The sequence below is a fragment of the Sphingobacterium multivorum genome, assembly GCF_900457465.1.
In the GTDB taxonomy this organism is placed as follows: Bacteria; Bacteroidota; Bacteroidia; order Sphingobacteriales; family Sphingobacteriaceae; genus Sphingobacterium; species Sphingobacterium multivorum.
The window spans coordinates 1,015,385-1,041,233 of sequence record NZ_UAUU01000009.1; the positions used below are offsets into that span (position 1 = coordinate 1,015,385).

Annotated in this window: 25 protein-coding genes; 22 read left to right on the forward strand and 3 right to left on the reverse strand. The window is 37.8% G+C overall.

The annotated features are described in order from the left end of the window. Window positions 1–2: 2 nt before the first annotated feature. The 14 genes from rfbB to DTA23_RS15980 are packed head-to-tail and all read left to right on the forward strand — an operon-like array spanning window position 3 to window position 13,529. Window positions 3–1,052 (forward strand): dTDP-glucose 4,6-dehydratase, encoded by a 1,050-nt coding sequence (gene rfbB / locus DTA23_RS15915; RefSeq protein ID WP_112375287.1) that lies wholly within the window; start codon window positions 3–5, stop codon window positions 1,050–1,052. An 8-nt stretch (window positions 1,053–1,060) separates the two neighbouring features. Beyond that, a complete protein-coding gene (gene rfbC, locus DTA23_RS15920; protein ID WP_112375288.1) occupies window positions 1,061–1,609 on the forward strand; it encodes a dTDP-4-dehydrorhamnose 3,5-epimerase in 549 nt (182 codons plus the stop codon). Further along, window positions 1,606–2,454: a dTDP-4-dehydrorhamnose reductase gene (rfbD, locus tag DTA23_RS15925; RefSeq protein ID WP_112375289.1), complete on the forward strand. Its 849-nt coding sequence runs from the start codon at window positions 1,606–1,608 to the stop codon at window positions 2,452–2,454. Before rfbC ends, rfbD begins: the two co-directional genes overlap by 4 nt. A gap of 13 nt (window positions 2,455–2,467) precedes the next feature. Next, complete coding sequence (gene rfbA, locus DTA23_RS15930; protein ID WP_112375290.1) at window positions 2,468–3,328, forward strand: glucose-1-phosphate thymidylyltransferase RfbA; 861 nt, start codon at window positions 2,468–2,470, stop codon at window positions 3,326–3,328. A 13-nt stretch (window positions 3,329–3,341) separates the two neighbouring features. After that, window positions 3,342–4,901, forward strand: coding sequence for a lipopolysaccharide biosynthesis protein (locus DTA23_RS15935; RefSeq protein WP_112375291.1), 1,560 nt, complete (start codon window positions 3,342–3,344; stop codon window positions 4,899–4,901). 1 nt (window position 4,902) lies between these two features. Continuing rightward, window positions 4,903–6,117 (forward strand): EpsG family protein, encoded by a 1,215-nt coding sequence (locus DTA23_RS15940; RefSeq protein ID WP_112375292.1) that lies wholly within the window; start codon window positions 4,903–4,905, stop codon window positions 6,115–6,117. A gap of 3 nt (window positions 6,118–6,120) precedes the next feature. After that, window positions 6,121–6,999, forward strand: a complete 879-nt coding sequence (locus tag DTA23_RS15945) for a glycosyltransferase family 2 protein (RefSeq protein WP_112375293.1) — start codon at window positions 6,121–6,123, stop codon at window positions 6,997–6,999. Continuing rightward, window positions 6,987–8,036, forward strand: coding sequence for a glycosyltransferase family 4 protein (locus tag DTA23_RS15950; protein ID WP_112375294.1), 1,050 nt, complete (start codon window positions 6,987–6,989; stop codon window positions 8,034–8,036). The genes DTA23_RS15945 and DTA23_RS15950 overlap by 13 nt, the downstream gene beginning before the upstream one ends. A 20-nt stretch (window positions 8,037–8,056) precedes the next feature. Next, window positions 8,057–9,109 (forward strand): glycosyltransferase, encoded by a 1,053-nt coding sequence (locus tag DTA23_RS15955; protein WP_172462429.1) that lies wholly within the window; start codon window positions 8,057–8,059, stop codon window positions 9,107–9,109. A 12-nt stretch (window positions 9,110–9,121) separates the two neighbouring features. After that, a complete protein-coding gene (locus DTA23_RS15960) occupies window positions 9,122–9,907 on the forward strand; it encodes a glycosyltransferase family 2 protein (protein WP_112375296.1) in 786 nt (261 codons plus the stop codon). Continuing rightward, window positions 9,904–10,458 carry an acyltransferase gene (locus DTA23_RS15965; RefSeq protein WP_112375297.1) on the forward strand — a complete coding sequence of 185 codons (555 nt, stop codon included), beginning with the start codon at window positions 9,904–9,906 and terminating at the stop codon, window positions 10,456–10,458. The genes DTA23_RS15960 and DTA23_RS15965 overlap by 4 nt, the downstream gene beginning before the upstream one ends. Before the next feature lie 2 nt (window positions 10,459–10,460). Next, window positions 10,461–11,594, forward strand: a complete 1,134-nt coding sequence (locus tag DTA23_RS15970) for an NAD-dependent epimerase/dehydratase family protein (protein ID WP_112375455.1) — start codon at window positions 10,461–10,463, stop codon at window positions 11,592–11,594. 5 nt (window positions 11,595–11,599) lie between these two features. Further along, on the forward strand, window positions 11,600–12,634 hold the full coding sequence (locus DTA23_RS15975; protein ID WP_112375298.1) for a WaaS/CpsH family glycosyltransferase: 1,035 nt from the start codon (window positions 11,600–11,602) through the stop codon (window positions 12,632–12,634). A gap of 1 nt (window position 12,635) precedes the next feature. Continuing rightward, on the forward strand, window positions 12,636–13,529 hold the full coding sequence (locus tag DTA23_RS15980) for an NAD-dependent epimerase/dehydratase family protein (protein ID WP_112375299.1): 894 nt from the start codon (window positions 12,636–12,638) through the stop codon (window positions 13,527–13,529). A gap of 21 nt (window positions 13,530–13,550) precedes the next feature. Here the strand turns inward: DTA23_RS15980 and DTA23_RS15985 are convergent, their stop codons facing one another. Beyond that, entirely contained in the window at window positions 13,551–15,365 is a 1,815-nt protein-coding gene (locus DTA23_RS15985; RefSeq protein ID WP_112375300.1) for a DUF4838 domain-containing protein, read from the reverse strand. 303 nt (window positions 15,366–15,668) lie between these two features. Between DTA23_RS15985 and DTA23_RS15990 the strand changes: the two genes are divergently transcribed. Beyond that, window positions 15,669–16,415 carry an MraY family glycosyltransferase gene (locus tag DTA23_RS15990; protein WP_239468910.1) on the forward strand — a complete coding sequence of 249 codons (747 nt, stop codon included), beginning with the start codon at window positions 15,669–15,671 and terminating at the stop codon, window positions 16,413–16,415. Window positions 16,416–16,757: 342 nt separating this feature from the next. Here the strand turns inward: DTA23_RS15990 and DTA23_RS16000 are convergent, their stop codons facing one another. Then, window positions 16,758–17,234 (reverse strand): transposase, encoded by a 477-nt coding sequence (locus DTA23_RS16000; protein ID WP_204990897.1) that lies wholly within the window; start codon window positions 17,232–17,234, stop codon window positions 16,758–16,760. Between the two features lie 223 nt (window positions 17,235–17,457). Further along, entirely contained in the window at window positions 17,458–17,640 is a 183-nt protein-coding gene (locus DTA23_RS30455; RefSeq protein WP_112375303.1) for a DUF4372 domain-containing protein, read from the reverse strand. Between the two features lie 387 nt (window positions 17,641–18,027). Here DTA23_RS30455 and DTA23_RS16010 point away from each other — a divergent pair, with 387 nt between their 5' ends. The 7 genes from DTA23_RS16010 to DTA23_RS16040 all read left to right on the forward strand — a co-directional run bounded on the left by DTA23_RS16010 (window position 18,028) and on the right by DTA23_RS16040 (window position 25,831). Then, on the forward strand, window positions 18,028–19,941 hold the full coding sequence (locus DTA23_RS16010) for a polysaccharide biosynthesis protein (protein ID WP_112375304.1): 1,914 nt from the start codon (window positions 18,028–18,030) through the stop codon (window positions 19,939–19,941). Next, a complete protein-coding gene (locus DTA23_RS16015; protein ID WP_112375305.1) occupies window positions 19,938–20,384 on the forward strand; it encodes a cupin domain-containing protein in 447 nt (148 codons plus the stop codon). The genes DTA23_RS16010 and DTA23_RS16015 overlap by 4 nt, the downstream gene beginning before the upstream one ends. A 748-nt stretch (window positions 20,385–21,132) precedes the next feature. After that, on the forward strand, window positions 21,133–22,464 hold the full coding sequence (locus DTA23_RS16020) for an exopolysaccharide biosynthesis polyprenyl glycosylphosphotransferase (protein WP_112375306.1): 1,332 nt from the start codon (window positions 21,133–21,135) through the stop codon (window positions 22,462–22,464). After that, window positions 22,428–22,547 (forward strand): sugar transferase, encoded by a 120-nt coding sequence (locus DTA23_RS30460; protein ID WP_112375307.1) that lies wholly within the window; start codon window positions 22,428–22,430, stop codon window positions 22,545–22,547. Before DTA23_RS16020 ends, DTA23_RS30460 begins: the two co-directional genes overlap by 37 nt. 72 nt (window positions 22,548–22,619) lie before the next feature. Next, window positions 22,620–23,174: a hypothetical protein gene (locus DTA23_RS16030; RefSeq protein WP_146753093.1), complete on the forward strand. Its 555-nt coding sequence runs from the start codon at window positions 22,620–22,622 to the stop codon at window positions 23,172–23,174. Window positions 23,175–23,332: 158 nt separating this feature from the next. Then, the gene (locus DTA23_RS16035) at window positions 23,333–24,958 is read left to right on the forward strand and encodes a hypothetical protein (RefSeq protein ID WP_112375309.1); all 1,626 of its coding nucleotides are present in this window, start codon (window positions 23,333–23,335) and stop codon (window positions 24,956–24,958) included. A gap of 120 nt (window positions 24,959–25,078) precedes the next feature. Beyond that, entirely contained in the window at window positions 25,079–25,831 is a 753-nt protein-coding gene (locus DTA23_RS16040; RefSeq protein WP_112375310.1) for a tyrosine-protein phosphatase, read from the forward strand. Window positions 25,832–25,849 lie beyond the last annotated feature (18 nt).

Sequence of the window (25,849 nt, forward strand, 5' to 3'; positions counted from 1 at the left end):
ATATGAATAAAACAATTATCATTACCGGCGGAGCCGGATTTATAGGTTCCCATGTGGTACGTGAGTTTGTTAATAAATATCCTGAATATCATATCATCAATCTGGACGCTTTGACCTATGCGGGGAATTTAGAAAATTTAACGGATATCGAAGCTAAACCCAATTATAAGTTTATAAAAGCCGATATTACCGATGCTAGTTTGATTTTTGCTATTTTCCGTCAGTACCAGCCGGATGGCATTATTCATTTGGCTGCAGAATCTCACGTCGATCGGTCGATTACTGATCCGACCGCCTTTGTGATGACCAATGTGATTGGCACGGTTAATCTATTAAACGCTGCGAAAGACATCTGGAAGGATAATTATGAAGGTAAGCGTTTTCATCATGTTTCTACCGATGAAGTCTTCGGCGCACTAGGTGCAACAGGATTATTTACGGAAGAGACCAAATACGATCCACATTCGCCTTATTCTGCTTCGAAAGCTTCTTCCGACCATTTTGTACGTGCCTATCACGATACCTATGGTCTACCAATCGTGTTAACCAATTGTTCGAATAACTACGGACCGAATCATTTTCCGGAGAAATTAATCCCCTTGTGTATTCATAATATTTTAAACAATAAACCTTTGCCTATTTATGGTGATGGGAAATATACGCGTGATTGGCTGTTTGTTATTGATCATGCCAAAGCGATCGATTTGGTCTACCATAATGGTAAAAACGGCGACTCCTATAATGTAGGTGGATTTAACGAATGGCAAAATATAGATCTAGTGAAGGAACTTTGTAAGCAGGTTGATGAAAAATTGGGACGGCCAGTTGGTACTGCTACCGAACTTATTACCTTCGTTAAAGACCGTCCGGGACACGACTTACGCTATGCCATTGATGCCAGCAAGATTAATCAGGAATTGGGTTATCAGCCATCTGTAACCTTTGAGCAGGGACTTTCCATCACCATCGATTGGTTTTTAAATAATCAGGAATGGCTAGATCGGGTTACTTCAGGCGATTACCAAAATTATTACGCAAATCAGTATAACTAATCTAGTTGATGAAAGTTACAGAAACAAAATTAAAAGGCTGTTTTATTTTGGAACCTGCCAAATATGGTGATTCAAGAGGGTATTTTATGGAAAGTTTTAATGAGAAAACTTTCAATGAGCTGACGGGTACAAATACCCATTTTGTGCAGGATAATCAGTCCTATTCAACACGGGGTGTTTTGAGAGGTCTGCATGCACAGGCAGGTGAACATGCTCAGGCGAAATTGGTACGAGTGCTGCAAGGAGAAGTGATTGATGTTGCGGTGGATGTAAGGCCAAATTCGGGTACTTTTGGTCAATATGTAGCGGTTAACTTGTCTGCTGACAATAACTTACAGCTATTTGTTCCACGTGGATTTTTGCATGGTTTTGTGGTGTTAAGCGAGACGGCGACGTTCTTTTATAAATGTGACAATTTTTATCATAAAGAGTCCGAGTGCGGAGTACATCCTTTGGATACCGATTTGGCTGTAGATTGGCAGATTTCAGTTGGTGAAATGATTCTATCAGAGAAAGATCAATCAGCCCCCACTTTTAAAGAGGTTTTTAGTCTATGAGAATCGTTGTTACCGGGGCCAATGGTCAGCTTGGATCAGAACTGCGAGATCTTCTAGCCGGACAGACGAGTAGAGACTGTTTTTTCTTGGATCGTAAGCAACTGCCTTTAGAGCAAACGCTTATTATACAGGATATCTTGGCACAATATCAACCCGATATTATTATTCATGCCGCAGCCTATACAGCTGTCGATAAAGCGGAGTCTGAACCCGAACTTGCTGATCGAATCAATCATCTGGCTAGTGAGGAGATCGCACAATATTGTCGTATTCATGGCTCAAAATTGATAGCTATTTCGACAGACTATGTTTTTAATGGGGACTCAGCTATCGCACTGGCTGAAGATGCGCCAGTTGATCCTATTAATGTATATGGATTGACCAAATTTAAGGGCGAGCAGGCAATTCAAAAGTGGTTGCCTGAGGGTATTATTATTCGCACATCTTGGGTCTATTCGACCTATGGCAATAATTTTGTGAAAACAATGATCCGTTTAATGGGAGAGCGTGAAGAAATTTCTGTTATAAACGATCAGATTGGTTCACCGACCTATGCAAGAGATTTAGCCAATGCTATCTTGGCTATTATTGACTCAGGTGTATGGGAAGGTGGAATATATCATTTCAGCAACGAAGGAGAGATTTCATGGTATGACTTTGCTGTTGCAATTCGGGACTTGGAAAGTTTATCTTGTAAAATCAACCCAATTCCGACGACACAATATCCTACACCTGCGCGAAGACCTCATTATTCCTTATTGGATAAATCAAAAATTAAAAATACGTTCAGCATTTCTGTTCCTTCTTGGAAAGACAGTTTGAAAATCATGTTGCAAAAATTATAATCGACAGTACATTATGAAAGGAATTATATTAGCCGGAGGATCCGGTACACGTTTACATCCATTGACTTTAGCCGTGTCTAAACAGTTGATGCCCGTGTACGACAAACCCATGATCTATTATCCATTGTCGACATTAATGTTGGCAGGGATCAACGAGATCTTAATTATTTCCACGCCACAAGATTTGCCGAATTTTCAAAAGTTGTTGGGTGATGGATCGCAAATAGGCTGTAAGTTTTCCTATAAAGAGCAGCCCAGTCCAGATGGTTTGGCACAAGCCTTTATACTGGGCGAGGAGTTTATCGGAGATGACAAAGTAGCCCTTATTTTAGGGGACAATATCTTTTATGCTTCGGGGATGTCTAAGTTATTGCAAGACTCATCAGATCCCGACGGCGGCGTTGTTTTTGCCTATCAGGTTTCTGATCCTGAACGGTATGGTGTGGTTGAGTTTGATCAGGATAATAAAGTTGTTTCTATAGAAGAAAAACCGAAAGAGCCTAAATCCAATTATGCGGTGCCAGGATTGTACTTCTATGACAATGATGTTGTGGAAATTGCGAAGAATATTAAACCTTCTCCGCGTGGAGAATTGGAGATCACGGATATTAATGCGGAGTATTTGAAACGCGGAAAGTTAAAAGTTGGTGTTTTTGATCGTGGAACAGCATGGCTGGATACGGGGACTATCAATTCGCTGATGCAAGCAGGGCAGTTTGTACAAGTGATTGAAGAGCGTCAAGGTATGAAAATTGGGGCGATTGAAGAGGTGGCTTATCGCATGGGATATATTGATCAGCAGCAATTGCAGAAGATTGCGGAACCTTTACGCAAGAGTGGGTATGGAGAGTATTTATTGAAAATTAAAAAATAATTCTAGGCAGTTTATGAAAGGCGAAGCTTCTAGAACATCTAAGAGTCTGAAAAATGCAAGATATGCGATCTTGTTTTATTTTCTTTATCTTTTCTTGCAGTTTTTTTCCAGAAAGGTTTTTTTAGATAAATTAGGGGCAGAATTACTTGGTCTAAGTACGACAATAGCAAATATTTTAAGTTTTTTAAATTTAGCGGAATTGGGGGTTGCAGCAGCGGTTTCTTTTAGCTTATATAAACCGTTGCTGGATCGTAATGAAAATGAAATAAACAATATCATGTCCATACAGGGCTGGCTTTATCGAAAAGTAGCCCGAGTTGTTCTTGTTGTAGCATTGTTTTTGCTCCTAGCTATTCCCTTTATATTCCGTAATACGTCTATTTCGTTGGGAATTATTTATGCAACTTTTCTGATCTCTTTGGCAGGGGTTATTTTGAGTTATCTAGTAAATTATACGCAAATTCTTTTGGTTGCTGACCAGCGGGAATACAAAGTTAATAGTATCACCCAAGGTGCAAGAATTCTCAAGATTATACTACAGATTATAGCGGTTTACTATTTTCAGAATGGTTATATATTATGGCTGACATTGGAATTGATTTTTTCTGTTCTAACAGCCTATTTTTTGCATAGGATTGTCTTTAAGACCTATCCTTGGTTAAAGATCCAAGTTGCAGAGGGGAGTTCCTTGAGAGAAAAGTACCCACATATTATCGCTAAGACAAAGCAATTGATCTTCCATCAACTTTCACAGTTCATTTTAAATCAGACCACGCCGATTATTATTTTTAGTATTTTGTCTTTGACTACAGTTGCTATTTATGGTAATTATATGTTAATTGTAAATGGTATTTTGTTGTTTATCAATGCTATGTTTTCGGGAGCACAGGCTGGAATCGGAAATTTGGTAGCTGAAAATAATAAAGGTAAAATTTTAGCTTTTTTTGGAGAATTTGCGGTTTTAAAATATTGGATAGTTTCAGTGATCTGTTTTGTCATGATATTTCAGACGCAAGGTTTTATAGCGTTATGGGTGGGGGAAAAATATGTTTTGCCAATGATAGACTTATATTTATTAGTTGCCTATTTGTTCATTTTAGTAGTCCGGGTGACAGATGGATTTATTTATGCCTATGGTCTGTTTCAGGATGTTTGGGCCCAAATACTGGAAATGTTCTTAAATCTTGGATTATCAACATTTTTGGGTTTTAAATTTGGTCTTACGGGGATTTTGGCTGGAATATTGATAAGTCAATTTTTATTAATGATGTGTTGGAAGCCATATTTCCTTTTTAAATTTGGAATAAGAGAAAGTTTTGCAATTTATTTGAAAAAGATCTTTATATATGTTTTTTGCATTGTGCTATCTTTTTGTTTTAGCCGCTTGTTATATTCCTTTCTACCTTATTTTGACAATGTTAACTATTTTCAATGGGTCAAAAATGCACTATTATTATCGATTGCTTATCTCTTAGTCAGTATATTTGTATTTGCCAGTATCAGCAGTGATTTTCGTAAAGTAATAGTTAGAGTCAAAAATATAGTTTTATCAATAATGCAAAAAAACACGTGATATGTTGAAAAAAAATAGTTTGAAAGCTGCAAACGTTTTGTTGCTATTTATTTTTCTAACAAGTTTATTTGGATCTTTTTTTGGAGGGATACTTTTATTTATCTGCGCTAGTCTTTTATTTAAACGAGTCCCCATATCGTATTTCCTATTCGTTGTTTTTGTGTTTTCTGTTGTTGCATTCACGCAGTTTACGACGACAACACAGGGCAATTACGATATCGTGCGATATTATATGTACTATAACTTGTTTGCCAATACTACTTTGAATGAATCTTGGTTGTTTATTCTTGATGCCGGGGATCCTTTCTTTCATATTTTGCAGTATGGTATCGCTCGGGTTTTTCCGACTGATCCACGGATGTTCAGTTTTATTTTATCATTTCTAAATGGTGGGCTCATTCTCTATGCGGCTTTAAATTTTAGGATTTATTCGATGAATACAGGAAGTAGAGAACTGGGGCTTAGAAATTTTTCCTTGTTATTTTGGTTTCTAGGTTTCTTTTTATTGATCAGTTTCCCAAATTATACAAATGTGTTGCGTCAGTATTTGGCGATGGTGCTGTTTTTTGTTGCGATTTCCAGAAAAGCAATAAATAAAAGTTCATGGCAATTTTTTGTACTTGCAGCACTAAGTCATTGGAGTATTCTCTTTTATATTCTTGTTTTTTTTCTCTTCATTTGGCTTAAAAACAAAGATCGTATGATTCTTACTATTTCTCCTTTTTTTGGTGTGATTTTACTCGTATTGTTGCCCGTGCTTCCTCTGACATTGAAGATGAAAGAATATCTTCTTGGAGAAGAGATATTAGGAATTGATAAGACCATGTTGTTGATCTGTTTGGTAGTACAAATTTTTTTAGTCTATATTTTAAGGCAAGTAAAGAGTGCAGATAAATATTTGTATATCTTGAGTTTAATGTCGCTCTCTTATGCCTTTCTCTTTTTATTTAATTCGACCATATCTACTCGACATTTCTATTTTTTAGGGATACTTTTGGTCATACTGTTTTTCGTAATCCAGAATAATCAAACGATATTGCTAAAAAATAAGGTAAATAGCTTTCTTTTGATGATGATATTCCTGTTATTCTCCTTTTATAACGTTAAAACGTTACTTTCCGGAAATTTTGAGTATCGGATTTTTAAAGACAGTCAATATATGAATTCGGTGATAGGTATTTTTGATACGGATTTCCCAGCAGAAATGATAAGATAGCTTATGATAACAGTAATTATTCCCTCATATAACAGAGCACATTTATTGAAACGCACCATTCCAACATATTTACAAGAAGGTGTAAGTAAGGTAATATTGGTAGATGATTGTTCTACTGATGATACCGAGGCTGTAGTTAAAGAAATGTTATTGCATATTCCTGAATTAGAATATATTAGACTGAGTGAGAATTCCAAGCAGGCTTTTGCAAAAAACGTTGGGATCAATATGGTTGATACACCATGGATTTATTTTGGGGATGATGATAGTATTTTATATGATAATTGTATACCAATCCTTTATGAGACTTGTTTAAAGCATCAGGCCGATATTTGTGGAGCTAAAGCTTTGTATATGGATCAAGAGGATGAACGTATAGAATTCCATGAGGTGGTCAGAAAATATGATATTAATCTACCTACCGGTAAAAAACTGTGTGATTTAGAGCGATTGGAGGCAAATTTTATATATTCGGTAGCGAATCCACAGGAGGTTCCTTTTGTGCAAGCCTCAGCCTTGGTAAAGGCATCATTAGCAAAAAATGTGATGTTCGATTCTGGTTATTTAGGTAACGGTTATAGAGAGGAAACAGACTTTTTTGTTCGTTGCATTTTTTTAGGGGCGAAAATCATGTTTAACTCTAATGCGGTACAAATCAATTTACCTCGAAGCGTTTCCTCCGGAGGTTCGCATGCTTCAGGCAGATTAGCTTGGTATAAATCGACAATTAAAAATAATCATCGGTTTTTAAAGAAGAATTGGGGGCAAATTCAGAAGAAGTATCAGATTTCAAAATCCAGCGTTGTGGTTGAATTACAATTTGTTTCTGATTTACTATTGGGTGCAATAAAAAATATTTCAAAATCATTATGGAAAAGGTAGACAGGAAAAAATGTTTTTTGGTGTCCTACAATGGACTGTCCAACTCTGGTGGTGTTGAGAAAGTGTGTTTTTATCTTAATAAGATAATGACAGACAAGGGGTTCGATGTGATTGTTGTTGACAGAAATCTGATTGAAAAAACTAAATATGCACAAATATTTATTCGTGTTTTTGGAAAGCTTCACGTCATAGCATTTACTTTTTTTGCATCATTATTTATAAGGAATAATAGAAATAAAGGGGATGTGAAAATTGCTCATGGCTTTAATGCTCCTTTTTTCAAAAACGACTATCTCTTTATTCATGGTACATTGAAAGGATACTGTTTAAAAACTAAGACTAGAATAAGCTGGTCTCATCGCATTCTTTTTCAATTGGAGCGTATCGCTGTAAAAAATGCAGACAAGATACTTGCGGTATCCCAGAATGCTATCGACGAAGTGAAGCAATACTATACAAAGGCCGAAAGGCAATTTTTTGTTGTACATAATGGAGTAGATGACACCACTTTTTTACCTCTAAACGAAAAAAAAGGGAATACTTATATCAATGTGTTATATTGTGGAAGACTTGACGAAGGAAAGGGGCTTCAAAAACTTTTGGAATTGGCGAGGTTGGTTGAGAAAACTGAAAACTTTAAGTTTTCAATAGCTTGTAATAATTCAAATAATGCAGACTTGTTCGACGGCTTACAGAAAACCTTGATTTGTGTCGGTTTAAATCATGAAAATATTAATACCTTTTATAATTCTGGAGATATATTCTTTTTCCCTTCCCATTATGAAGGGTTTGAGATGGTAACATTAGAAGCACTGTCAGCAGGAATCCCGGTATTAGGCAATAATGTTGGAGCTGTTGGTGAACTTAAGAATAATAATGATCCTGGAGTAGACATAATTGATTTTGAAAATATCTTGCAACAAATAAAAACTATGATTGAGACTTACAAAGATAGAAGTACTTTTCTTCACGATTATTATAAAAATAGCTATGGTTTGGATTGTTATATAAATAAATTAAACAAAATAATAGTATAAATATGTCAAAGTTGCTTTATGTGGGTGAAGATATTGCAAGAATTGATTGTGGATCAGATTCAGTAAACAAGCGGAATATCGATATCTTGAAGAATATTTTTGGAGACCAATTTATTCTTACGCCATTAAAAAGGGGGAATTCAGTCAGCGATAAATTGAAGTTCTATATAGGCGGACTTGATTCAACGATTGAACGGCAGGTATTAAAACTATTGGTCAGTGATACTTCAATCCAGTTTGTTTTTATTAGCCAGTCGTTGGTGGGGCGGCTTGCGAAGGCAATAAAGCGGAAGGTCAAAAGGGATATTGTTATTATTTGTTTTTATCATAATATAGAAAAACATTATGCTAAAGAATTTTTAAAAACTTCAGGTTTGAGGCATTATCCCTTCTATATATGGGCTTCTTTTAATGAAAGTAGAGCTGTAAGATATTCCGATATTAACATTGTTTTAAATGAAAGAGATGGCCATGTTTTAGAATCTATTTATCAAAAAAGATACGATTTAATATTACCAGCTGGATACCGTGATCAATTTGAGCAATCTAGGGCATTGACCCATGCATTGGAACAGCCCATTTATCTTTTTGTGGGAACGGCATTTTTTGGTAATTTGGACGGGATAGAGTGGTTTATAGAAAATATATTACCCAATGTTGAAGGCAAATTAATTATAATTGGAAAGGGGATGGACGCTTATAAAGAGAAATATCATCATGAGCGGCTAGAAATATATGGTTTTATGGAAGACTTGTCTACATATTACTATAATGCTTCGTTGGTGATCGCACCGATATTTTCAGGTGGAGGAATGAAAACTAAAACGGCAGAGGCTTTGATGTATGGCAAGACTATTGTTGGTACAAAGGAGGCTTTTGAGGGATATGTGAGGGACGATCGTGCAATGATCGAATGTAATAAGGATAACTTTCTGAAAACGTTGCAACGGCTAGAGAAGAGTAGGATTTTTCCATTAAATGATTATTCTAGGGGTATCTTCGTTAATTATTACAGTAATGAAGCAATTGAATCTGCTTTAAAAGATAAGTTTAAAAATATAGATATAAAGTAATATTTTCAATCGATGTCAATAGATGTTTCAGTAGTCATTCCGATGTATAACTCGGAGGATACAATAGTGCGGGCTTTACAATCTGTTGTACAGCAAACATATCAAGGAAATGTAGAAATAATTGTAGTTAATGATGGGTCTCAAGACAATTCGGAGAATGAAGTAATAGCTTTTAAGCAAGCATATCCTCAGGTGGATTTAAAGTTGATCTCCCAGCCAAATGGAGGAGTATCTAAAGCTAGGAATACTGGATTAAGAAATGCAAGTGGAATGGTAATAGCTCTACTCGATTCAGATGATGAATGGCTTGCTAATAAATTAGAATGGCAACTCCCGTATTTGCGTTCGGATATTGATTTTGTGACTTGTTTAAGGAATAATGATAGGATAGGGTTCCCGTATAAACTAATTGATGATAAATTTGCATCTGTTACATTAAGGAAGTTAATGATCAAGGTTGTTGGACAAACATCAACAGCTGTATTTAAAAGAAGCATTTTGGAGCGTATTGGGCTATTTGATGAGAATCAGAAATATTCAGAGGATGCTAATTATTGGATGAAAGCTTCAAGAGTCGCCAATATGGTAATTCTTAATAAAAAATTAGTAATAACAGGAGGTGGAAAACCTTCAGTTGGTTTCAGTGGATTATCAAGTAATATTGCCGGGATGGAACAAGGTGTCCAAAAAAATATTAAGGAAATGTATACCTTGCGATATATAAATATTTTTGAATATTTTTTCTTTAGAATGTTTTCGAGATTAAAATATGTTGTAAGAAAATTAAAATATAAATGATCTGTAAATTATTTTGGGCGGTAAGAGCTATCTTATATAAATTTTTCTTTAAAAAAATTGAATTTCCGTCATATATAGGAAAGCCGGTTTTTCTGCATGGGATTAATAAAATAGCCATTGGTAGAAGAGTGAGGATTTTTCCAAATGTACGACTTGAGGTACATGGTGATGATTCTTCTTTGACTATTGAGGATAATGTAGCAATAGGGCAAAATGTACACATTACGTCCGGAGGCAATCTTATTATTGGGGAATCTACAACAATACTGGCAAATGTATTTATTACTAATATAGATCATAATTATACCGAAATTGATCGACATATATTAGAGCAGGAAATGTTGATTAAAAATACCCAAATTGGAGAAAATTGTTTTATTGGAATTGGAGCCGCAATCCAAGCTGGTACTATTTTGGGAAGACAATGTGTAGTTGGAGCGAATTCCGTTGTAAGAGGTGTGTTTCCTGACTATTGTGTGATTGTTGGTGTTCCTGCGCGTATTGTTAAGAGGTTTAACTTTGATACTCAGCAATGGGAAAAAATAATATAAAAATGAAAAACATATTAATTACTGGTGGAGCAGGTTTTATTGGCTCCAATTTAGCATTGAAGCTGATTGAGAAAGGCTATAATATCACAGTTTTGGATAATCTTTCCCCGCAGATTCATGGTAATAATCCGACTGAAACCTCACCTCTTTATTTGAGTATCAAAGATAAGGTGAAATTTATTCATGGCTCTGTTACTAATCAAGACGACTGGAAGCTGGCTCTGGAGGGACAAGATGCTATTGTCCATTATGCTGCTGAAACTGGTACCGGGCAGTCAATGTATGAAGTGAAAAAATATATTGACGTTAATATTGGTGGAACTGCAATAATGCTTGATTTATTGGTGAATTCAGATCACAATATTAAAAAAGTTGTTGTCGCATCCTCACGGTCTATATATGGGGAGGGAAAGTATATAAGCCCAGAGTTTGGAGATGTATATCCGACACAACGTACCACCGAAGACATGGACAAAGGCGACTTTGAAGTGAAGTACCCTGGCTCTTCAGCATTGGCGTTAGTGGGAACGGACGAAAATTCAAAAATACACCCATCTTCGGTATATGGTATTTCCAAGCAAAATCAGGAGCAGATGGTTCTCACCGTTTGCCCAACTATTGGTATTGCGGCAGTGGCATTTCGCTATCAAAATGTTTATGGCCCCGGCCAATCTTTAAAAAATCCATATACTGGTATTCTTTCTATTTTTTCTACTCAAATAAAAAACGGAAATGGAATTAATATATTTGAGGATGGCAAGGAAACACGTGATTTTGTGTTTATTGATGATGTTGTCGATGCCACAATATTGGGTTTGGAAAAAGAAGCTGCGAATAATCAAGTGTTCAATGTGGGTACAGGAGTGCCTACTGATGTACTTACCGTTGCGAATGAATTAAAACAGAACTATGGTGTTGAAGTGCCAGTAACAGTTTCAGGAAATTACAGGTTGGGAGATATTCGACATAATTTTGCCGATCTCATTAAGATTAAAAGCATGCTGGAATTTGAACCAAAAGTGTCTTTTAAACAAGGCCTCAAACAGTTTACATCATGGGTGAATACGCAACAGGTCCAGGAAGATCAGTATCAGCGTTCGATCGATGAAATGAAAGTCAAGGGATTGTATAAGTAAAAGCTATGGCAGAGTGTGTTCTTGTCAATAAAAGAGTATTGCTGGTCTCGGTAAAGTTTTTTAATTACGAATGTCTGATTAAGAAACAACTTGAGGAAATGGGGGGCATTGTTGATTTATTTGATGAACGCCCATCAAATTCCTTTTTTAGCAAAGCCATTATTCGTATAAAAAAGGAGGTTTATGCCCAAAAGATCAATTCCTATTTTAAAGGAGTAATCGAAAAAATAAAGTCTAATCGATATCATTATTTTTTGCTGATTAAAGGTGAAGCGACGCCGCAGTTTTTTATTGATTTTTTGAGAAAAAATAATCCTGATATAAAACTTATATTTTATACATACGATTCTTTCAAAAATAATTCGAATGGACTTGCAATATTGCCAAACTTTGATTATAAATATACTTTTGACAGTGAAGACTCCAAAAAGTATAATATTGGTTTCAGACCGTTATTTTACGCAGAAGACTACAGTGCGCTCTACACACAAAAAGATGCGATTTTGTATGATCTGGCCTTTATTGGTACAGCGCATTCTGATCGTTATTTAATTGCTGAGACAGCACGATCCTGGTGTCAGAATAATTTTCTTAAAATGTTTACTTTCTATTATTCGCCTAGTAAAACCTTATTTAAGTTTAAAAAGTTGGTAGATAAGAACTTTAGGAATTTTGACTTTAATAAGATTTCGTTTCAAAGTCTCTCGCATAATCAAATTATTGACATTTATAGATCTTCGAAAGTGATATTGGATATTAATCATCCAGGTCAAAATGGGTTGACTATGAGGACTTTCGAAACCCTTGGTAGCGGCAGAAAGCTTATTACAACCAATCCCGATATAAAAAAATATCCATTTTTCGATCCGCAAAATATTTATATCATTGATCGAGATCATGTTGATTTTCAACTAGATTTTTTTAGAAGTGAGTTTAAAGCTATTGACCCGGAGTTATTAAAGAGCATGTCATTGCAGGGGTGGGTGGAAGAAGTCTTTGGTATAAGAAATGTAAACTATTGGAATGATATATTAACGTAGTATGAAAGATATTGCCATACTTGGCAGCTCTGGTTTTATTGGCCAGAACCTGTTGGAAAATATTGAGGGATCCTTTGGCGTTTCATTAAGAAATGATGATTTGCAAGAAAGATTGGGAAGTGCAGAGGTTATTGTCAATCTGGTTGGGAAAGCTCATGATCATAAAGGTGACGCTACAGAGGAAGATTATTTTTATGTAAATTTTGAGTTGACAAAGCAAATTTTTACAGCATTTAATAATTCAAAAGCAAGTGTGTTGATTCACGTGAGCTCAATTGCTGCGGTAGAAGAGTATGAATCAGTTTCTCCGTTGGTGGAGACTGATTCTTGTAATCCATTATCTTGGTATGGAAAATCTAAGTTGATTGCTGAGCAATGGTTATTGGAGCAAGAGCTAAATGAGGGAAAGAAAATCATTATCGTTCGTCCGCCTATGGTTCATGGTGTTGGAGATAAAGGAAGTTTGAGATTGTTATATCGTTTGATATCTAGAGGAATTCCTTATCCACTATCTTCATTTAACAATAGCAGGTCATTTATAGGTATTGATAACTTTATTTTCTTTATAAAAGCGTTTATTGAGCGTAGACATTCAATCGATTCCGGGGTTTATCATATCGCTGATGATGAGTATGTCTCCACTTCGGATATTATCGCTATCATGAAAGAAGTAACTGGTAAGAGAATTCTGAATTTATCAATACCTCGCTTTTTGGTGAGATTTATTGCAGGTCTGGGTGATCGAATACCAATTCCGCTAAATACAAAAAGATTAAAGAAAATGACGGGTACTTTATTGTTATCGAATGTAAAAGCTAAGTCAGTCTTAGGAATCAGAAAATTACCAACAACCGCGAAAGAAGGTTTATATAAAACAATCAGATCATTTGGGTAGATGATCTGATTGTTCAAGAGATCAGATCAGCCCTTCTTTTACATCTCTAGTATAGTCGTTAACAGTTCTTCCCCATTCACTGACGACGTCAATTTCAAGCTCCTTACATAGTGCCTGGAATTCGTTAAGGATGTCCAGTATGTTTTTTTTGTTTCTCTTGAAGTAGCCTACAAACTGCTCAGAATAAACTGAGTTTTTCTTGTTAGCGTACTTTGTTGCCGTTTCAATTTCAACAAATTTTAAACATAATAGTTCCCGCTTGATCCGAAAATAATATTTCGTTCTTCTTGTTTTTGATAATGCAGCGTGGATCAATTTATAATAAGCTTCGAGGTGTTTTATACTAAAAACTTTCGAATTCTCCATATTGGATTGGGGATTCGCATGTTCGATCATTGATCCTGTCGAAGACATTACTTCCCATTTGTGGTCATCAGCTTTCATAGCATTTTCATGTAGTAAATCGATATATTGTTTCATTTCCATCGCACCAGCGCCATAAAAATCCGCGCAAAACCTTGAGATTAATTTATCCAGATCCTGATTGTGATCCCAGAATAATGAAGAATAAACAAACGTTTTTAACTCTTTCATGGAGCACCACTCAACTGCCGTTAATTCCATGAACATTGAGGCTGTGCCTTTGCTTTTGAAATATGCTAGATTATCTTTAGCGACATGAAGGGTAGGGAAAGGAAACAATATATACGAATAATTGACACCATAATCCCATATAAATAACCTTTTCGTTGATTTGGTCCAAAGATCTAATTCCCTTCTTAATAAGATAGAACTTTCATCGTTTGCCGTTCTAACTGCTCTGATTTTGTTGTTATTCGTCAATGTGTACATCACCTCAACATTGGATACACACCTTCCTCCTGGAATCTCTTGCGAAGATGAAATAATTGTTTTTGCTGTATGCGGCTTGGAGGTAATATTATAAGCCAGCGTACGTATAATCTTATCTGGAAATTTTAAGGCAATCTTATTTACAAAAGGGAATAGGGTTTCCGATAGGCCGTTACCTCTGTCATGTTTCGGCTTACATAGATTACAGGAGCAATAACCTGAAGAATCTAGAATTCCATCTGGTTGGCTGACATCCCAAATTTTAAAGTTCGGCTCATCTGCAATTCTTTTTCTTAAGTTTGCCACAATAATGTCAAAGACATTATTATTGGATAAACAGGGCATAATATTTTCCCCATATTTTCTTTTTCCGGCGATAAGTGCATAAAATTCAGAATTGCTTTTAAAATATTTGTCGTGTCCCAAAAGCGGTAATATACTGTGTGATGGGTTTCCTGTGTCTTCAAATGTTTTATAGTTTGTTTGTGAGTCATTCCCAAATAGGCTTGCAAGGTTATGGTTGCTATAATCTCTTGAGAAAGATAAACTAGAGTAGACTAGTCTGTATTCAAAATCAGGTTTTTGTAACTCGTTTTTAATGTTGTTGATTAAAAGTATATTTTGTGTAATATACGATATGTCATTCTCCACAGTCATAATTACACCTAAATATTTTTGAATAAAATAAGCTACCCCTAAAACATTCGCCCGGGATTTGCCGGCAATAAAGATTTTCTCATTTTCCCGAAAGATGACAAACGAGTCTTTTGCTACTACCTCATTTTCGAAATTTCTGATTGTTTTTGATCCAATAATCAATTCATGATTTTTCGATTTTTCATTATTGTTAACAATGGGGATAAAAGCGCCAGTAATTCTAAATAAAGAAGTTTTCAATAGTTCTGCTGCTTCCAACTCATATTTGTTTTTTTGATCACTGATTACAATTTGGTAATCAGACCATCCAAATTTTGCGATATCCATTTCTAGCAAATTTTTATTTGAAATATACAGATTATCTTTGAAAAAAAGTATGAGATAAATGCTATATTTGTAAGTTGGATTTTTTTTATGATGTATTTTATTGTTACCGCTCTACTGTTTGTCCTTGAATTACTGTATTTTAAATTTGCTGATCGATTTAATATCATAGATAGGCCAAACGAAAGATCTTCTCATACCAATGTTACCTTAAGGGGCGGTGGAATCATTTTTTATTTTGGGTCAGTGACCTATTGTATATGGTCAGGATTTCAGTATCCATGGTTCTTTTTAGGGTTATCTTTAATGGTTGCGATTTCTTTCTTGGACGATGTATTTACGTTGTCCAACAAAATAAGATTGTTATTTCATTTTTGTTCAGTATTATTAATGGCTTACCAGTTGAATATCTTTTCAATGCCCTGGTATTTTTTACTTGCCGCCTTTATTGTTGTTGTTGGCGTTATTAATGCATACAATTTCATGGATGGGATAAATGGAATAACAGCTTGTTATAGTATCGCAGTGGGCGGATTGTTGCTATTAATTAACAAAAAAGTGCATTTTGTAGAAGATGAATTTCTAATATTCCCTATGTTGGGTGTTGTAGTATTCGCCTTTTTTAACTTTAGGATAACTGCAAAATGTTTCGCCGGTGACGTTGGCTCCGTCGCAATCGCTTATATTCTTTTATTTGCTTTAGGTGCGTTAATAATAAAGACTGGTAGTTTGATATATATGCTGTTTTTAGTGGTCTATGGAATTGATGCAGTTTGGACCATTGTTCGACGTTTATTGCGGGGAGAAAATATTTTTGCCGCGCATCGTTCGCACCTCTATCAGTATTTGGTCAATGAAGCTGGTTTCAATAAATTATGGGTGTCGTTTTTGTATGCGATTATTCAAATTGTTATTGGCTATGGAGTGATCTGGTGTTCAGAAAAAGCAATCAATATACAGGTCACATTCGCTATAATTTTGTTGACCAGCTTAAGCGGAATTTATTTTATATTGATCGGCTATCTATTAAGGAATTATGCATTACATAAATAATGTACGTATCATATGTGTCCTAAATAAATTTTAGGAGTCGTTTTCTGTGTTTACAACGATAGTTTTTTGCTCATTTGAATTTTGAGCCCTACTTTTCATTCCGTGAAGATGTTCAGCTAACCATTTTTTTCTTTGACCGAAGGCCTGACAAATGGATCATCTATCCATTTCCAGATGTTTATTTTCACGAAGATATTCATTCTGATGAATGCCACAAGATTGGAAAGATTCCAATCATATCTGGCCTTCTTTTGGATCTACTTTAACCCAGATTACGCAGTAGATCTTTTCATTTGAAGATCTATAGGGCAATCCCAAAGTCCACGGAATCATTTTCTAGGTTTATTTGGTTAGTGCAATTTTGAGTTTGAGTGTATCACCTACCTTTTCAAAATAAGCTCCAATAGCAAAAGTTCTGTAACGTAGTGTTGATAGTGTTTTTTGCGTTTTTTCCTGCAAGACGAATATTCTGAATAGCGACATTAGATCATAGGCTATCATGGAGAATATTAAGACAGCTTCTGTTGTATAAAATGCTTTCAGGTTAAAGCTCTCTGCTCCAAAATCAGCCTTCAATTCTTTGATTCTGTTTTCTGCATCCCTACGTTGGCTATACATCCGCCATACATCAGTTGCAGCAAATTCATTATTGGTAAAGTATGCAGAATAGCGATAATTTCTGTGGATTTCATCCTCAGGAAATAAACTTAAATTCCTGCCAGGTGCATTGGGTCTATTGGCTATCTTCTGTCGGACGCTTACCAGTCTAGGTTGCTTGTCCCAAGTGATAGCGCTTGTCGCAGATATCAATTCCCTCATCCACCATCAACCTGGGATCTTGCTAGTCGATTAAATGTTGTACAGGGTGGGTAAACTTTGCAGCAACAATATATTTTAGCGATTTTTGTTCCAAATGTTCAAAAATATCTTTTTGACAAAAGCCACTGTCTAATTGGACTGATGATAAGTTCTATCAGGAAATTAAAAATGTATCATAATTATATCTTAGTTTAGTAAAAAGTTGTCCAGCAAATAGCGAGTATCATATACTGATATCCCGAACTGAATCTGCCGAGGAAAAATGGCAGAATATCATGCTCTCAAGATGCGTCCAACTATTGATCCCTTTGCTATGTTTATCACTATTATGTTTAGCCACCAAATCCTTGCATAATTCGCGGTCGATAAGCGATAAAATCTGAATAAAAACGTTTAAATTTACCATGGTGGTGTAAGAAAATTTAGCGATTTAAATATAGCAACTTTGCTATATCAAAAGATCGCCGCTTTTTTAACGTTTAGAACGCAAGTGATTTCAATTTTAAAATACTCCGATGGAAATGCAGTATGGTCGATAAGTGTGAGAAACGAAATTTTAAAAGGTCGGTTTACGCAAGGTGTTGATCAATTAGTAAGTTGAAAATTTCAGTCCATTAGTATATAGTGTACACATTACAGGCGGACAAGATTACGGTGGGAGGGTATTGAATTAGGATTTTTGTTATATAACGGAAAAACTTTTCGTTTTATTCAGTATTTTTGAAACCGGTCTACGAAATGGATTCATATTGTGTTTTGTAATAGAAGATCATAATATTTTATAATAGTCTACATGGGTAATGTATGGAAAAAGGGCTTGTCGATTAACAAGCCACGTTGGATCATTTTAGTGTTGGATATGCTCATAGTCGCTATTGCTTTCTTTGCGAGCTATGTGCTGATTTTTAAGCATAGAGGTGGTATTAATATCAATGCAACGCAACAGCAATGTATGTTGGTGTCTGCAATATACCTAATTTGGTTCTGTACGTTGGACACATTTAGGGGCGTGGTTCATAAAACAGGTATACGTGAGCTGCAGCGCATTGTGATGGCTATTGTACTGTCTTATTTTTCTACGGTATTCGTCTCTAAAATATTAGAATGGTCGCAGCCTGACTTTTTAAAAACAATCTTTCCTTTTTCAGATACACAATTGCTTTTTCATGCCTTGATTGCTGGTTTCAGTATGACCTTTAGCCGCGTGCTTTACCGTGCGCTATATCACGAACTGATGTGGGGTAATGAAGACAACCGTATTCCCGTTATCTTGTTTGGTGCAGGAAATATGGGTAATACAGCCTTTCATTTTATCCATACAACATCACGCAACAAATATCGGATCGTAGCTATCATGGATGATAATCCACATCGTATTGGTAACCGTATCCAAGGTTTCAAGATCCACGATATCAGTGAATTGAATGAAGCATTTGTTCAACGGCACGGAAATGCAGCTGAACTTATCGTAGCTATAGATAATAGGGCTCCCGAGCGCCTGAATATGATATTTAAACTGGCAGAACCAATTCCACTTATTGTAAAGATAATTCCTGACACGGCTAAATTACTTGCTGGAGAAGTTGCCACGAGGCAGATACGAAGTCTCCGAATCGAAGATTTGCTTGGGCGTAAAGCGATTGATCTCGATAATCCGACGATTGCATCGGAAATGAAAGGCCAAATTGTATTGGTAACTGGTGGCGCGGGTTCTATAGGCAGCGAACTTGTACGGCAATTGGCACATACCGATCTGTTGAAACTTATTGTTGTAGACCAGGCAGAATCTGCACTTTACGAAATTCAGCAGGAACTTAGTTCCAATGTGAATTTCGACCGTTTTACCTTTATTGTTGGGAATATCCGGAATAGGCCTTTTATGGAAAACGTTTTTCAAACATTTTTGCCTACTTATGTTTTTCATGCAGCAGCTTATAAGCATGTACCGCTCATGGAGGCCAATCCTTATGAATCAATATTGACCAATGTGTGCGGCTCTTATACCTTAGCTAAGTTGGCAGATAATTATGGGGTCTCCAAATTTGTTATGGTCTCCACGGATAAGGCAGTGAATCCCACCAATGTCATGGGGGCAACCAAACGTGTCGCGGAGATTGCTATATCGACGGTGAATATAAACTCCAAAACCAACTTTATCGTCACGCGTTTTGGCAATGTATTAGGTTCCAATGGTTCTGTCATTCCATTGTTTGAAAAACAAATGCTCAAAGGTGGACCGCTGACAATTACCGATCCGAATATCACCCGTTATTTTATGACCATACCCGAAGCCTGCCAATTGGTACAGGAAGCCGCGGTAATGGGTAAAGGAGGTGAAATATTTGTCTTTGACATGGGCGAGCCCGTTAAGATTATGGATCTCGCCAAGCAGATGATCCGCTTAAAAGGATATAACTATCCAGAGGATATTGATATTAAGGTGGTGGGGTTGCGGCCTGGGGAGAAAATATTTGAGGAACTTTTGGCAAATGGGGAAAATACCGAGAAGACGTATCATGAAAAGATTATGATTGCCAAAGTAAATACCGCTGACTTAGCTATCCAAAAAAGTAGAGTAGAATATCTTTGTCAATTTGTAGAAAATGCAAACCCTCGTGTAGATAAAATGGAACTTGTAAGATTGATAAAGCAAATTGTGCCCGAATACCGATCACAAAATTCAGTATTTCAAACATTGGATAAATGAAAAATAGGATTAATATAATACAAGGGGGAGTCGCCAAAGACCATAGAGGACAAATAAGATTTGTCAATGATTTTGACATGAGTCTTGTTAAGCGCTTTTATATTATCAAGAATCTAGATACAGAGCTGGTAAGAGGTTGGCGCGCTCATAAGATTGAACAACGTTGGTTTTATGTACTCTCTGGATCATTTTCCGTAGATTTGGTGAAAATTGACAATTGGGAAGTAGCCTCCCCAGATCTTCCTGTCGATAATATGGTTATATCTGCGGCCAATTTACGCGTACTTCATGTTCCTGCAGGCTATGGTACCGCGTTCAGAGCTTTGGAATCAGAAAGTGAATTGCTCGTATATTCCGACTATGCAATTGAACACGCAGCAAACGATGACCATACGTATCCCTTGGATTACTTTAAAAATAGAAAGCAATCATTTGATATTTAGTGCCCTTTCTTTGGTTGCGAAGTAGTTCCTCGGACTTTTCGGTTGATATATCAACTTTGATTTCAATTGAGCCGCCTCTTATGGTAATTCTGTACCTCTACTGATCGAGGAGGTAATTAAAGTGCAGTCCAATCTACGACCGGCTTCCCCCTTTTGACCCAAGTTTCCAAGTTGAAGAAGTTTTTTTTAATTTGGCAGATTCTCCTGGTCATAATTTTGTGACAATTTCCTAATTTTTTTATTCTCCGTAAATTTTAAAGGTTTTCTTCCTGATTTCGAGGAAATAAGTGCATTTTCTCGTGCAAATTACGGTCTAAATAAGCTCAATTTTTAAAGGAATTGTGAAGTAATTGTGAAATTTTGATAAAAACATTAAAAAAGATAAAGATTATTAAATTTTGTTGTCTATATTTGTCATACTACAATCTACAATTATTAAAACACGAGAGTATTTGACTGCATGATTATCCAAGCGGATGATGCAATTTGTGCGGAAAAATCCAGTCAACTAAATTCTGAAGAGAAGCCTTATTATTTAAAAAAAACAATTATTGAGATCTGATCATAAACAGATAGAACTGACATAGAAAAAGTGAATTTATTGCTCTTCGGCTTCATGGGGAAGTCAATTTGAGCTATAGTTTTCTCAAGTATAGGTAGTTACCTGTACGGGTACTTTGCGCCGCTTATGTTTCTTGTTGGGAAAAATGTTTAAAATTAGGTTTTTTAATTTTTTATTAACTATTTTATGCATAAGTATGTTCAAAATCGCGTTTTAGCTTATTTAAAAATGCTGCTCGCTTTGACAGATGCAGTGTCTTTGAATATCCTATTTGTGCTTGCCTACTCTGTCGTAGCCAACAATGGTTGGATGGATGTGGGGCAGGAGGTGCCGGCTAGTTTTTACTCATTGTGGACGACTTTTAATCTTGTTGCTATCATTTCGTCGCTCTATATGCGGCTTTATGCTGATGCGACCATCGAGCGGCTTGAGAATGTATTCCGTATCACGTTGCGTACGGCACTGTTACTAGTTGCAATTTTTGCGGGCTGTATCCTGATCGGCCATCATTTTAGGGGAGTTTGGGTTTTCTTTGTCGTGGTGGCAGCAGGTATGTTTATCTACCTTGCTCTGTCCCGTTTTGTGTTGACCTATGTCTATACGGTATTGCCGCGGCGCTTAGGTTGGAGCAAGCAAGTAGCCTTGATCGGCCACAACGATTACATGGCTGGTGTGGCAGGGATCCTTGCCAAGGAGCATCCATTTTATCATGTCAACACAATCGCTTACCGCGACGATCCTGGTTTGCCGAGCAAAGATGATACTTTGACTAGGTTCAGACGTTATTTTGAGGAGGTCGCCAGTTTGGGGATCTTTGATGTGTTTGTCGTCAATTCCCCCGATATTTCGAGCTGCAGCAGAGAATTGATCATGGCAGCTGACAGCAAATGTGTGCATCTCAATTTTGTGACTGCTCCGGCTGAAATGATGCCGTATTCCAGCAAAGATGGCGTGCTGACGGTGGAGTTGCCCGTGCTTCGCTCGCATGACGAATCGCTTTCGACGATGGAAAACCGCATCAAGAAGCGCATTGTCGATCTTGTCATTTCTACTTTCGTGATCGTATTCATTTTATCCTGGTTGATTCCTATTATCGGTTTGATTATCAAGATCCAGAGTCCAGGTCCGATTTTTTTCAAGCAGCCGCGTTCCGGACGTAATAATCAGACTTTTGATTGCTATAAGTTTCGGAGTATGGTTGTCAATACGGAGTCCAATGCAAAGCAAGCCGTCAAAGGCGATAAGCGTATTACGGCAATAGGTCAGTTTTTAAGAAAGACAAATCTGGACGAATTTCCGCAGTTTATCAATGTGTTTCTGGGGCAGATGAGTGTTGTCGGTCCACGTCCGCATATGCTTGCCCATACCGAACATTATAGCCAGCTGATCCAGCATTATATGGTGCGTCATTTTGTAAAGCCCGGAATTACGGGCTGGGCACAGGTCAATGGCTGCCGCGGGAGACTAAGGATCCTGGAGCAATGGCCAAACGGGTCGAATATGACCTGGATTATATGAATAACTGGTCGGCCATGCTCGACTTTAAAATTGTGTGCATGACCGTTTTGAACATGCTGCAAGGAGAGAAAAATGCTTATTAACGTTACTATTAAAACTGACAGATTATGAACAAAAAAGTTGCCAGATTAACCGTCCTATTGCTCGGCATGTTTATGCTGTTCAATATCTCAGTATCGCGGGCTAATAGTGATGAGCGGGATAGCATACCCGAGACAGCCTACTCTTTCGGCTACCCCTTGGGGCTTGGGGTGCATTTTGGGTCCACAGGTTTTGGGGCTCAATTTTATTATCCGCTGAGCCAACAGTTTGGCATGCGCCTCGGTGTAAGCTATATGCCGTTCACCACAAACATTGAGGGTACGTATAGTAACCGTGCGACACGGAGTGAGGCCAAGGCCAAATCATCCAATGCCTCTGCTATTTTCGGTTGGACACCCTTCTTGGATAATCGGGGCTTTTTCCGCAGTTTCAACGTGCAGGTGGGCGGCGCCTATTTCTTTAAGCTCGATGGAACCCTGACCACCCGTTTGGCGGATCCCTACCGTTATGGTGATATTGCCGTTGATCCAGAAATGGTCGGTACGATAAAGACCAATGTGGCCTGGAAGAAAACCGTTAATCCCTATGCGGGTATCGGCTGGAGCAATATCCTGATCGGACAGCCGCTTTTCAATGCATGTGGACTTGGGCTGCTATTACCTTTCTAAGCCTTTCTGTGACGATGGAAGCAACAGGTCTATTGGAAGAAAATGTCAATAATGCCGCCACCATCGAGAAGAACATCAAGAACTACCGCTATTTGCCCCGTATCGAAGCAGGCATCAGTTATCGGTTTAAATAGGTAAATATATAAAACAGAGTCATTATGAAAATCAAAAAAATCGCTATATATAGTGCCTTAGCTTTCTCATTGTTGGGCGGGGTATCTTCCTGTGAGAGTCCGCTGAAGGATTTCAACCTGCAGGTAAGTACAGAAGTTATTCAAAATTATGCTACCCTGAAGGTGGTAGATATTGATGGTAAGACAATCAGCGGGGTGACAGTCACACTGAGTTCTGGAGACACTCAGGACATTTACAACATGAATGGCTATAAAGATTTTAAGCTGACAGATAACCTGATCACTTTTGGTCTTGATCCTAAGCGGACGGCCAGTGCTGCAAATCCGATCCGTTTTCGGGTGCAGCTTGCAGCTTCGGGCTACACGACACAGGAAGTACCTGTTGCCATCACAGATGCATCGAGTGGTATACAGACGATCGTGCTGACAAAACCGACAGTTGTTCCGGACGGTGCGAAGGAAACGGTCGCCAATGTTGACCTCAGTTCCAATGGGTCCACAACAGCCGCAACGACAGTTACCGTACCCTCCGCTGTAGGCGGCGGCAATATGGAAGTGACGATTCCGACCGGTACCCAGTTTAAAGATGCCAATGGCAACGTCATTACAGGCGGCAACACTGTTCAGATTATTTTGACCAGCATCGATGCCGACAATGAGGATGCTGTCGAATTACTTCCGGGCGGGGATGTCAAAAGCGACAAAGTCGTATTGGCCAACGGCAGTACCGTTGCAGGTACGTTCAGCCCGGCAGCCGTTGCTGAAATCAGCATGTTGGTGAATGGTATAGCGGTGAAACAATTCAGTCAGCCACTTACGGTGAGTATGCCTGTTGACGCAGCTTATGTGAGCCCGATATCCGGTGCATCCATTGCAGCGGGGCAGGTATTTCAGATCTTTTCCAATAGCACCGATGGCATCTGGCGTTACGAACAAAACAGTACAGTTACAGGCTCGGCAGCTGCCGGATTTAAAGTAAGTTTTCAGGTTCAGCACTTGTCATTCTATATGGCTGGTGAATTTGGTGAGGCCTGTCCTTCGGCACGCGTTATCACGTTCTCGGGCGACTGGATGACGAATGGGTCGACCTATCCGATTATTGTAGAAGCCATCTGGGGCGGCAAAGTGATTGCCACAGGTGAATATTCGATCAATAAGAATAATCCAAGTATCAGTTTGGTTGATGTGCCGTCTAGCGGTACAAGTATTGTGGTGCGCAACAGTGCCGGTAATATATTGGAGCAAAGTCCATTGGCAGCCTGTGGTCAGGTGACAGCGATGACATTGCCAAATCCGGGTGATGCTACGGGAACTACGTCGACGCTGCAGCTGTATGTACGTTGTCCGGACAAAACAACGACTATTACCCTGTTGCCAACATTCCAGTTATTCTACCGGGTAAGCGGCACAGGAACGTATCAGTTCCTAGGTACAGTGGACAATGGATTCTTGCGTACGACACTTTTAAAAACAGACGGTACCAAATATGATTTCAAAGCGATCTGGGGCCAACGTGTGAAAGAAGTCAACGCGAAAACTATTGCAGCAGACAATACAGCCACAGTAGGCATACAGCCGGGTGACATTATCGGAACCAAAGCAGGAGCGACCAATCTGGCTATCCTGACCGAAGAGTGCGGCAAATTATAAAAGCATTTAAGAACTCAAGTGTAAAAACTTGTGATTGTAGATTTGGGATATTCCGGCCGGGCGAGCTGGCCGGATATTCCTTTATAGACGAAACACTATCAATTATTATCTGCCAAAAAGATGTTAACAATTTTTAACCGAAAAAAGCGGAATTACGATTTAAGCTGGATGGATACGGATATGCATTCGCACCTCTTGCCGGGTATTGACGATGGTTGTACGGACGAGGCTGAGAGCATGGACCTATTGGGCCGTCTAGTCGATTTGAAATTGCAACACTTTTATTTTACACCACATATTTTTCAAGAGATGTACCCGAATACGCGAGAGCGTATCGAGACATCATTTGAGAAAGTCAAGGGCAAGGGTTTTGATAAAAAATTAGGTGGCTACGCGGCCGAATATATGCTCGATTCTAATTTTGAGCAGCTTCTGCGTCAGCCCGATCCTCAATTTCTTGTCCTTCCGAATAACCATATCCTGATCGAGATGTCATACATTCAGGAAAATAAGCAGATCGAAAAATTGATTTTTGATCTGTTGATAGCGGGATATTATCCGATACTGGCACATCCCGAACGCTATATTTTTTATCATACCGATATGCAGAAGATAAGCCGGCTAAGGGAGATCGGCTGTTTATTGCAGGTGAATTTGCTGTCCATTATCGGTTATTACGGCACGCATGAAAAGCGTGTCGCCAAGTATCTTGCTGGCGCAGGTCTTGTTGACCTTGTCGGTACAGATGCCCATCATGAGCGTCATGTGAAAGCCCTGGAGCATGGGCTGCAACGTGAAGATCTCAAAAATTATTTTAAACGATGCGAATTACTCAACCCTAATCTTTTTGATCCATCATGGACATCGGGTTAGCCGGACCATATAAAATAA

Excerpts from the sequence above, each read along its gene's own strand:
- rfbB (WP_112375287.1), top strand. The coding sequence starts at position 3 with ATGAATAAAACAATTATCATTACCGGCGGAGCCGGATTTATAGGTTCC.
- rfbC (WP_112375288.1), top strand. The coding sequence starts at position 1,061 with ATGAAAGTTACAGAAACAAAATTAAAAGGCTGTTTTATTTTGGAACCT.
- rfbD (WP_112375289.1), top strand. The coding sequence starts at position 1,606 with ATGAGAATCGTTGTTACCGGGGCCAATGGTCAGCTTGGATCAGAACTG.
- rfbA (WP_112375290.1), top strand. The coding sequence starts at position 2,468 with ATGAAAGGAATTATATTAGCCGGAGGATCCGGTACACGTTTACATCCA.
- DTA23_RS15935 (WP_112375291.1), top strand. The coding sequence starts at position 3,342 with ATGAAAGGCGAAGCTTCTAGAACATCTAAGAGTCTGAAAAATGCAAGA.
- DTA23_RS15940 (WP_112375292.1), top strand. The coding sequence starts at position 4,903 with ATGTTGAAAAAAAATAGTTTGAAAGCTGCAAACGTTTTGTTGCTATTT.
- DTA23_RS15945 (WP_112375293.1), top strand. The coding sequence starts at position 6,121 with ATGATAACAGTAATTATTCCCTCATATAACAGAGCACATTTATTGAAA.
- DTA23_RS15950 (WP_112375294.1), top strand. The coding sequence starts at position 6,987 with ATGGAAAAGGTAGACAGGAAAAAATGTTTTTTGGTGTCCTACAATGGA.
- DTA23_RS15960 (WP_112375296.1), top strand. The coding sequence starts at position 9,122 with ATGTCAATAGATGTTTCAGTAGTCATTCCGATGTATAACTCGGAGGAT.
- DTA23_RS15965 (WP_112375297.1), top strand. The coding sequence starts at position 9,904 with ATGATCTGTAAATTATTTTGGGCGGTAAGAGCTATCTTATATAAATTT.
- DTA23_RS15970 (WP_112375455.1), top strand. The coding sequence starts at position 10,461 with ATGAAAAACATATTAATTACTGGTGGAGCAGGTTTTATTGGCTCCAAT.
- DTA23_RS15975 (WP_112375298.1), top strand. The coding sequence starts at position 11,600 with ATGGCAGAGTGTGTTCTTGTCAATAAAAGAGTATTGCTGGTCTCGGTA.
- DTA23_RS15980 (WP_112375299.1), top strand. The coding sequence starts at position 12,636 with ATGAAAGATATTGCCATACTTGGCAGCTCTGGTTTTATTGGCCAGAAC.
- DTA23_RS15985 (WP_112375300.1), bottom strand. The coding sequence starts at position 15,365 with ATGGATATCGCAAAATTTGGATGGTCTGATTACCAAATTGTAATCAGT.
- DTA23_RS15990 (WP_239468910.1), top strand. The coding sequence starts at position 15,669 with ATGGTTGCGATTTCTTTCTTGGACGATGTATTTACGTTGTCCAACAAA.
- DTA23_RS16000 (WP_204990897.1), bottom strand. The coding sequence starts at position 17,234 with ATGAGGGAATTGATATCTGCGACAAGCGCTATCACTTGGGACAAGCAA.
- DTA23_RS30455 (WP_112375303.1), bottom strand. The coding sequence starts at position 17,640 with ATGGTAAATTTAAACGTTTTTATTCAGATTTTATCGCTTATCGACCGC.
- DTA23_RS16010 (WP_112375304.1), top strand. The coding sequence starts at position 18,028 with ATGGGTAATGTATGGAAAAAGGGCTTGTCGATTAACAAGCCACGTTGG.
- DTA23_RS16015 (WP_112375305.1), top strand. The coding sequence starts at position 19,938 with ATGAAAAATAGGATTAATATAATACAAGGGGGAGTCGCCAAAGACCAT.
- DTA23_RS16020 (WP_112375306.1), top strand. The coding sequence starts at position 21,133 with ATGCATAAGTATGTTCAAAATCGCGTTTTAGCTTATTTAAAAATGCTG.
- DTA23_RS30460 (WP_112375307.1), top strand. The coding sequence starts at position 22,428 with ATGGCCAAACGGGTCGAATATGACCTGGATTATATGAATAACTGGTCG.
- DTA23_RS16030 (WP_146753093.1), top strand. The coding sequence starts at position 22,620 with ATGCTGTTCAATATCTCAGTATCGCGGGCTAATAGTGATGAGCGGGAT.
- DTA23_RS16035 (WP_112375309.1), top strand. The coding sequence starts at position 23,333 with ATGAAAATCAAAAAAATCGCTATATATAGTGCCTTAGCTTTCTCATTG.
- DTA23_RS16040 (WP_112375310.1), top strand. The coding sequence starts at position 25,079 with ATGTTAACAATTTTTAACCGAAAAAAGCGGAATTACGATTTAAGCTGG.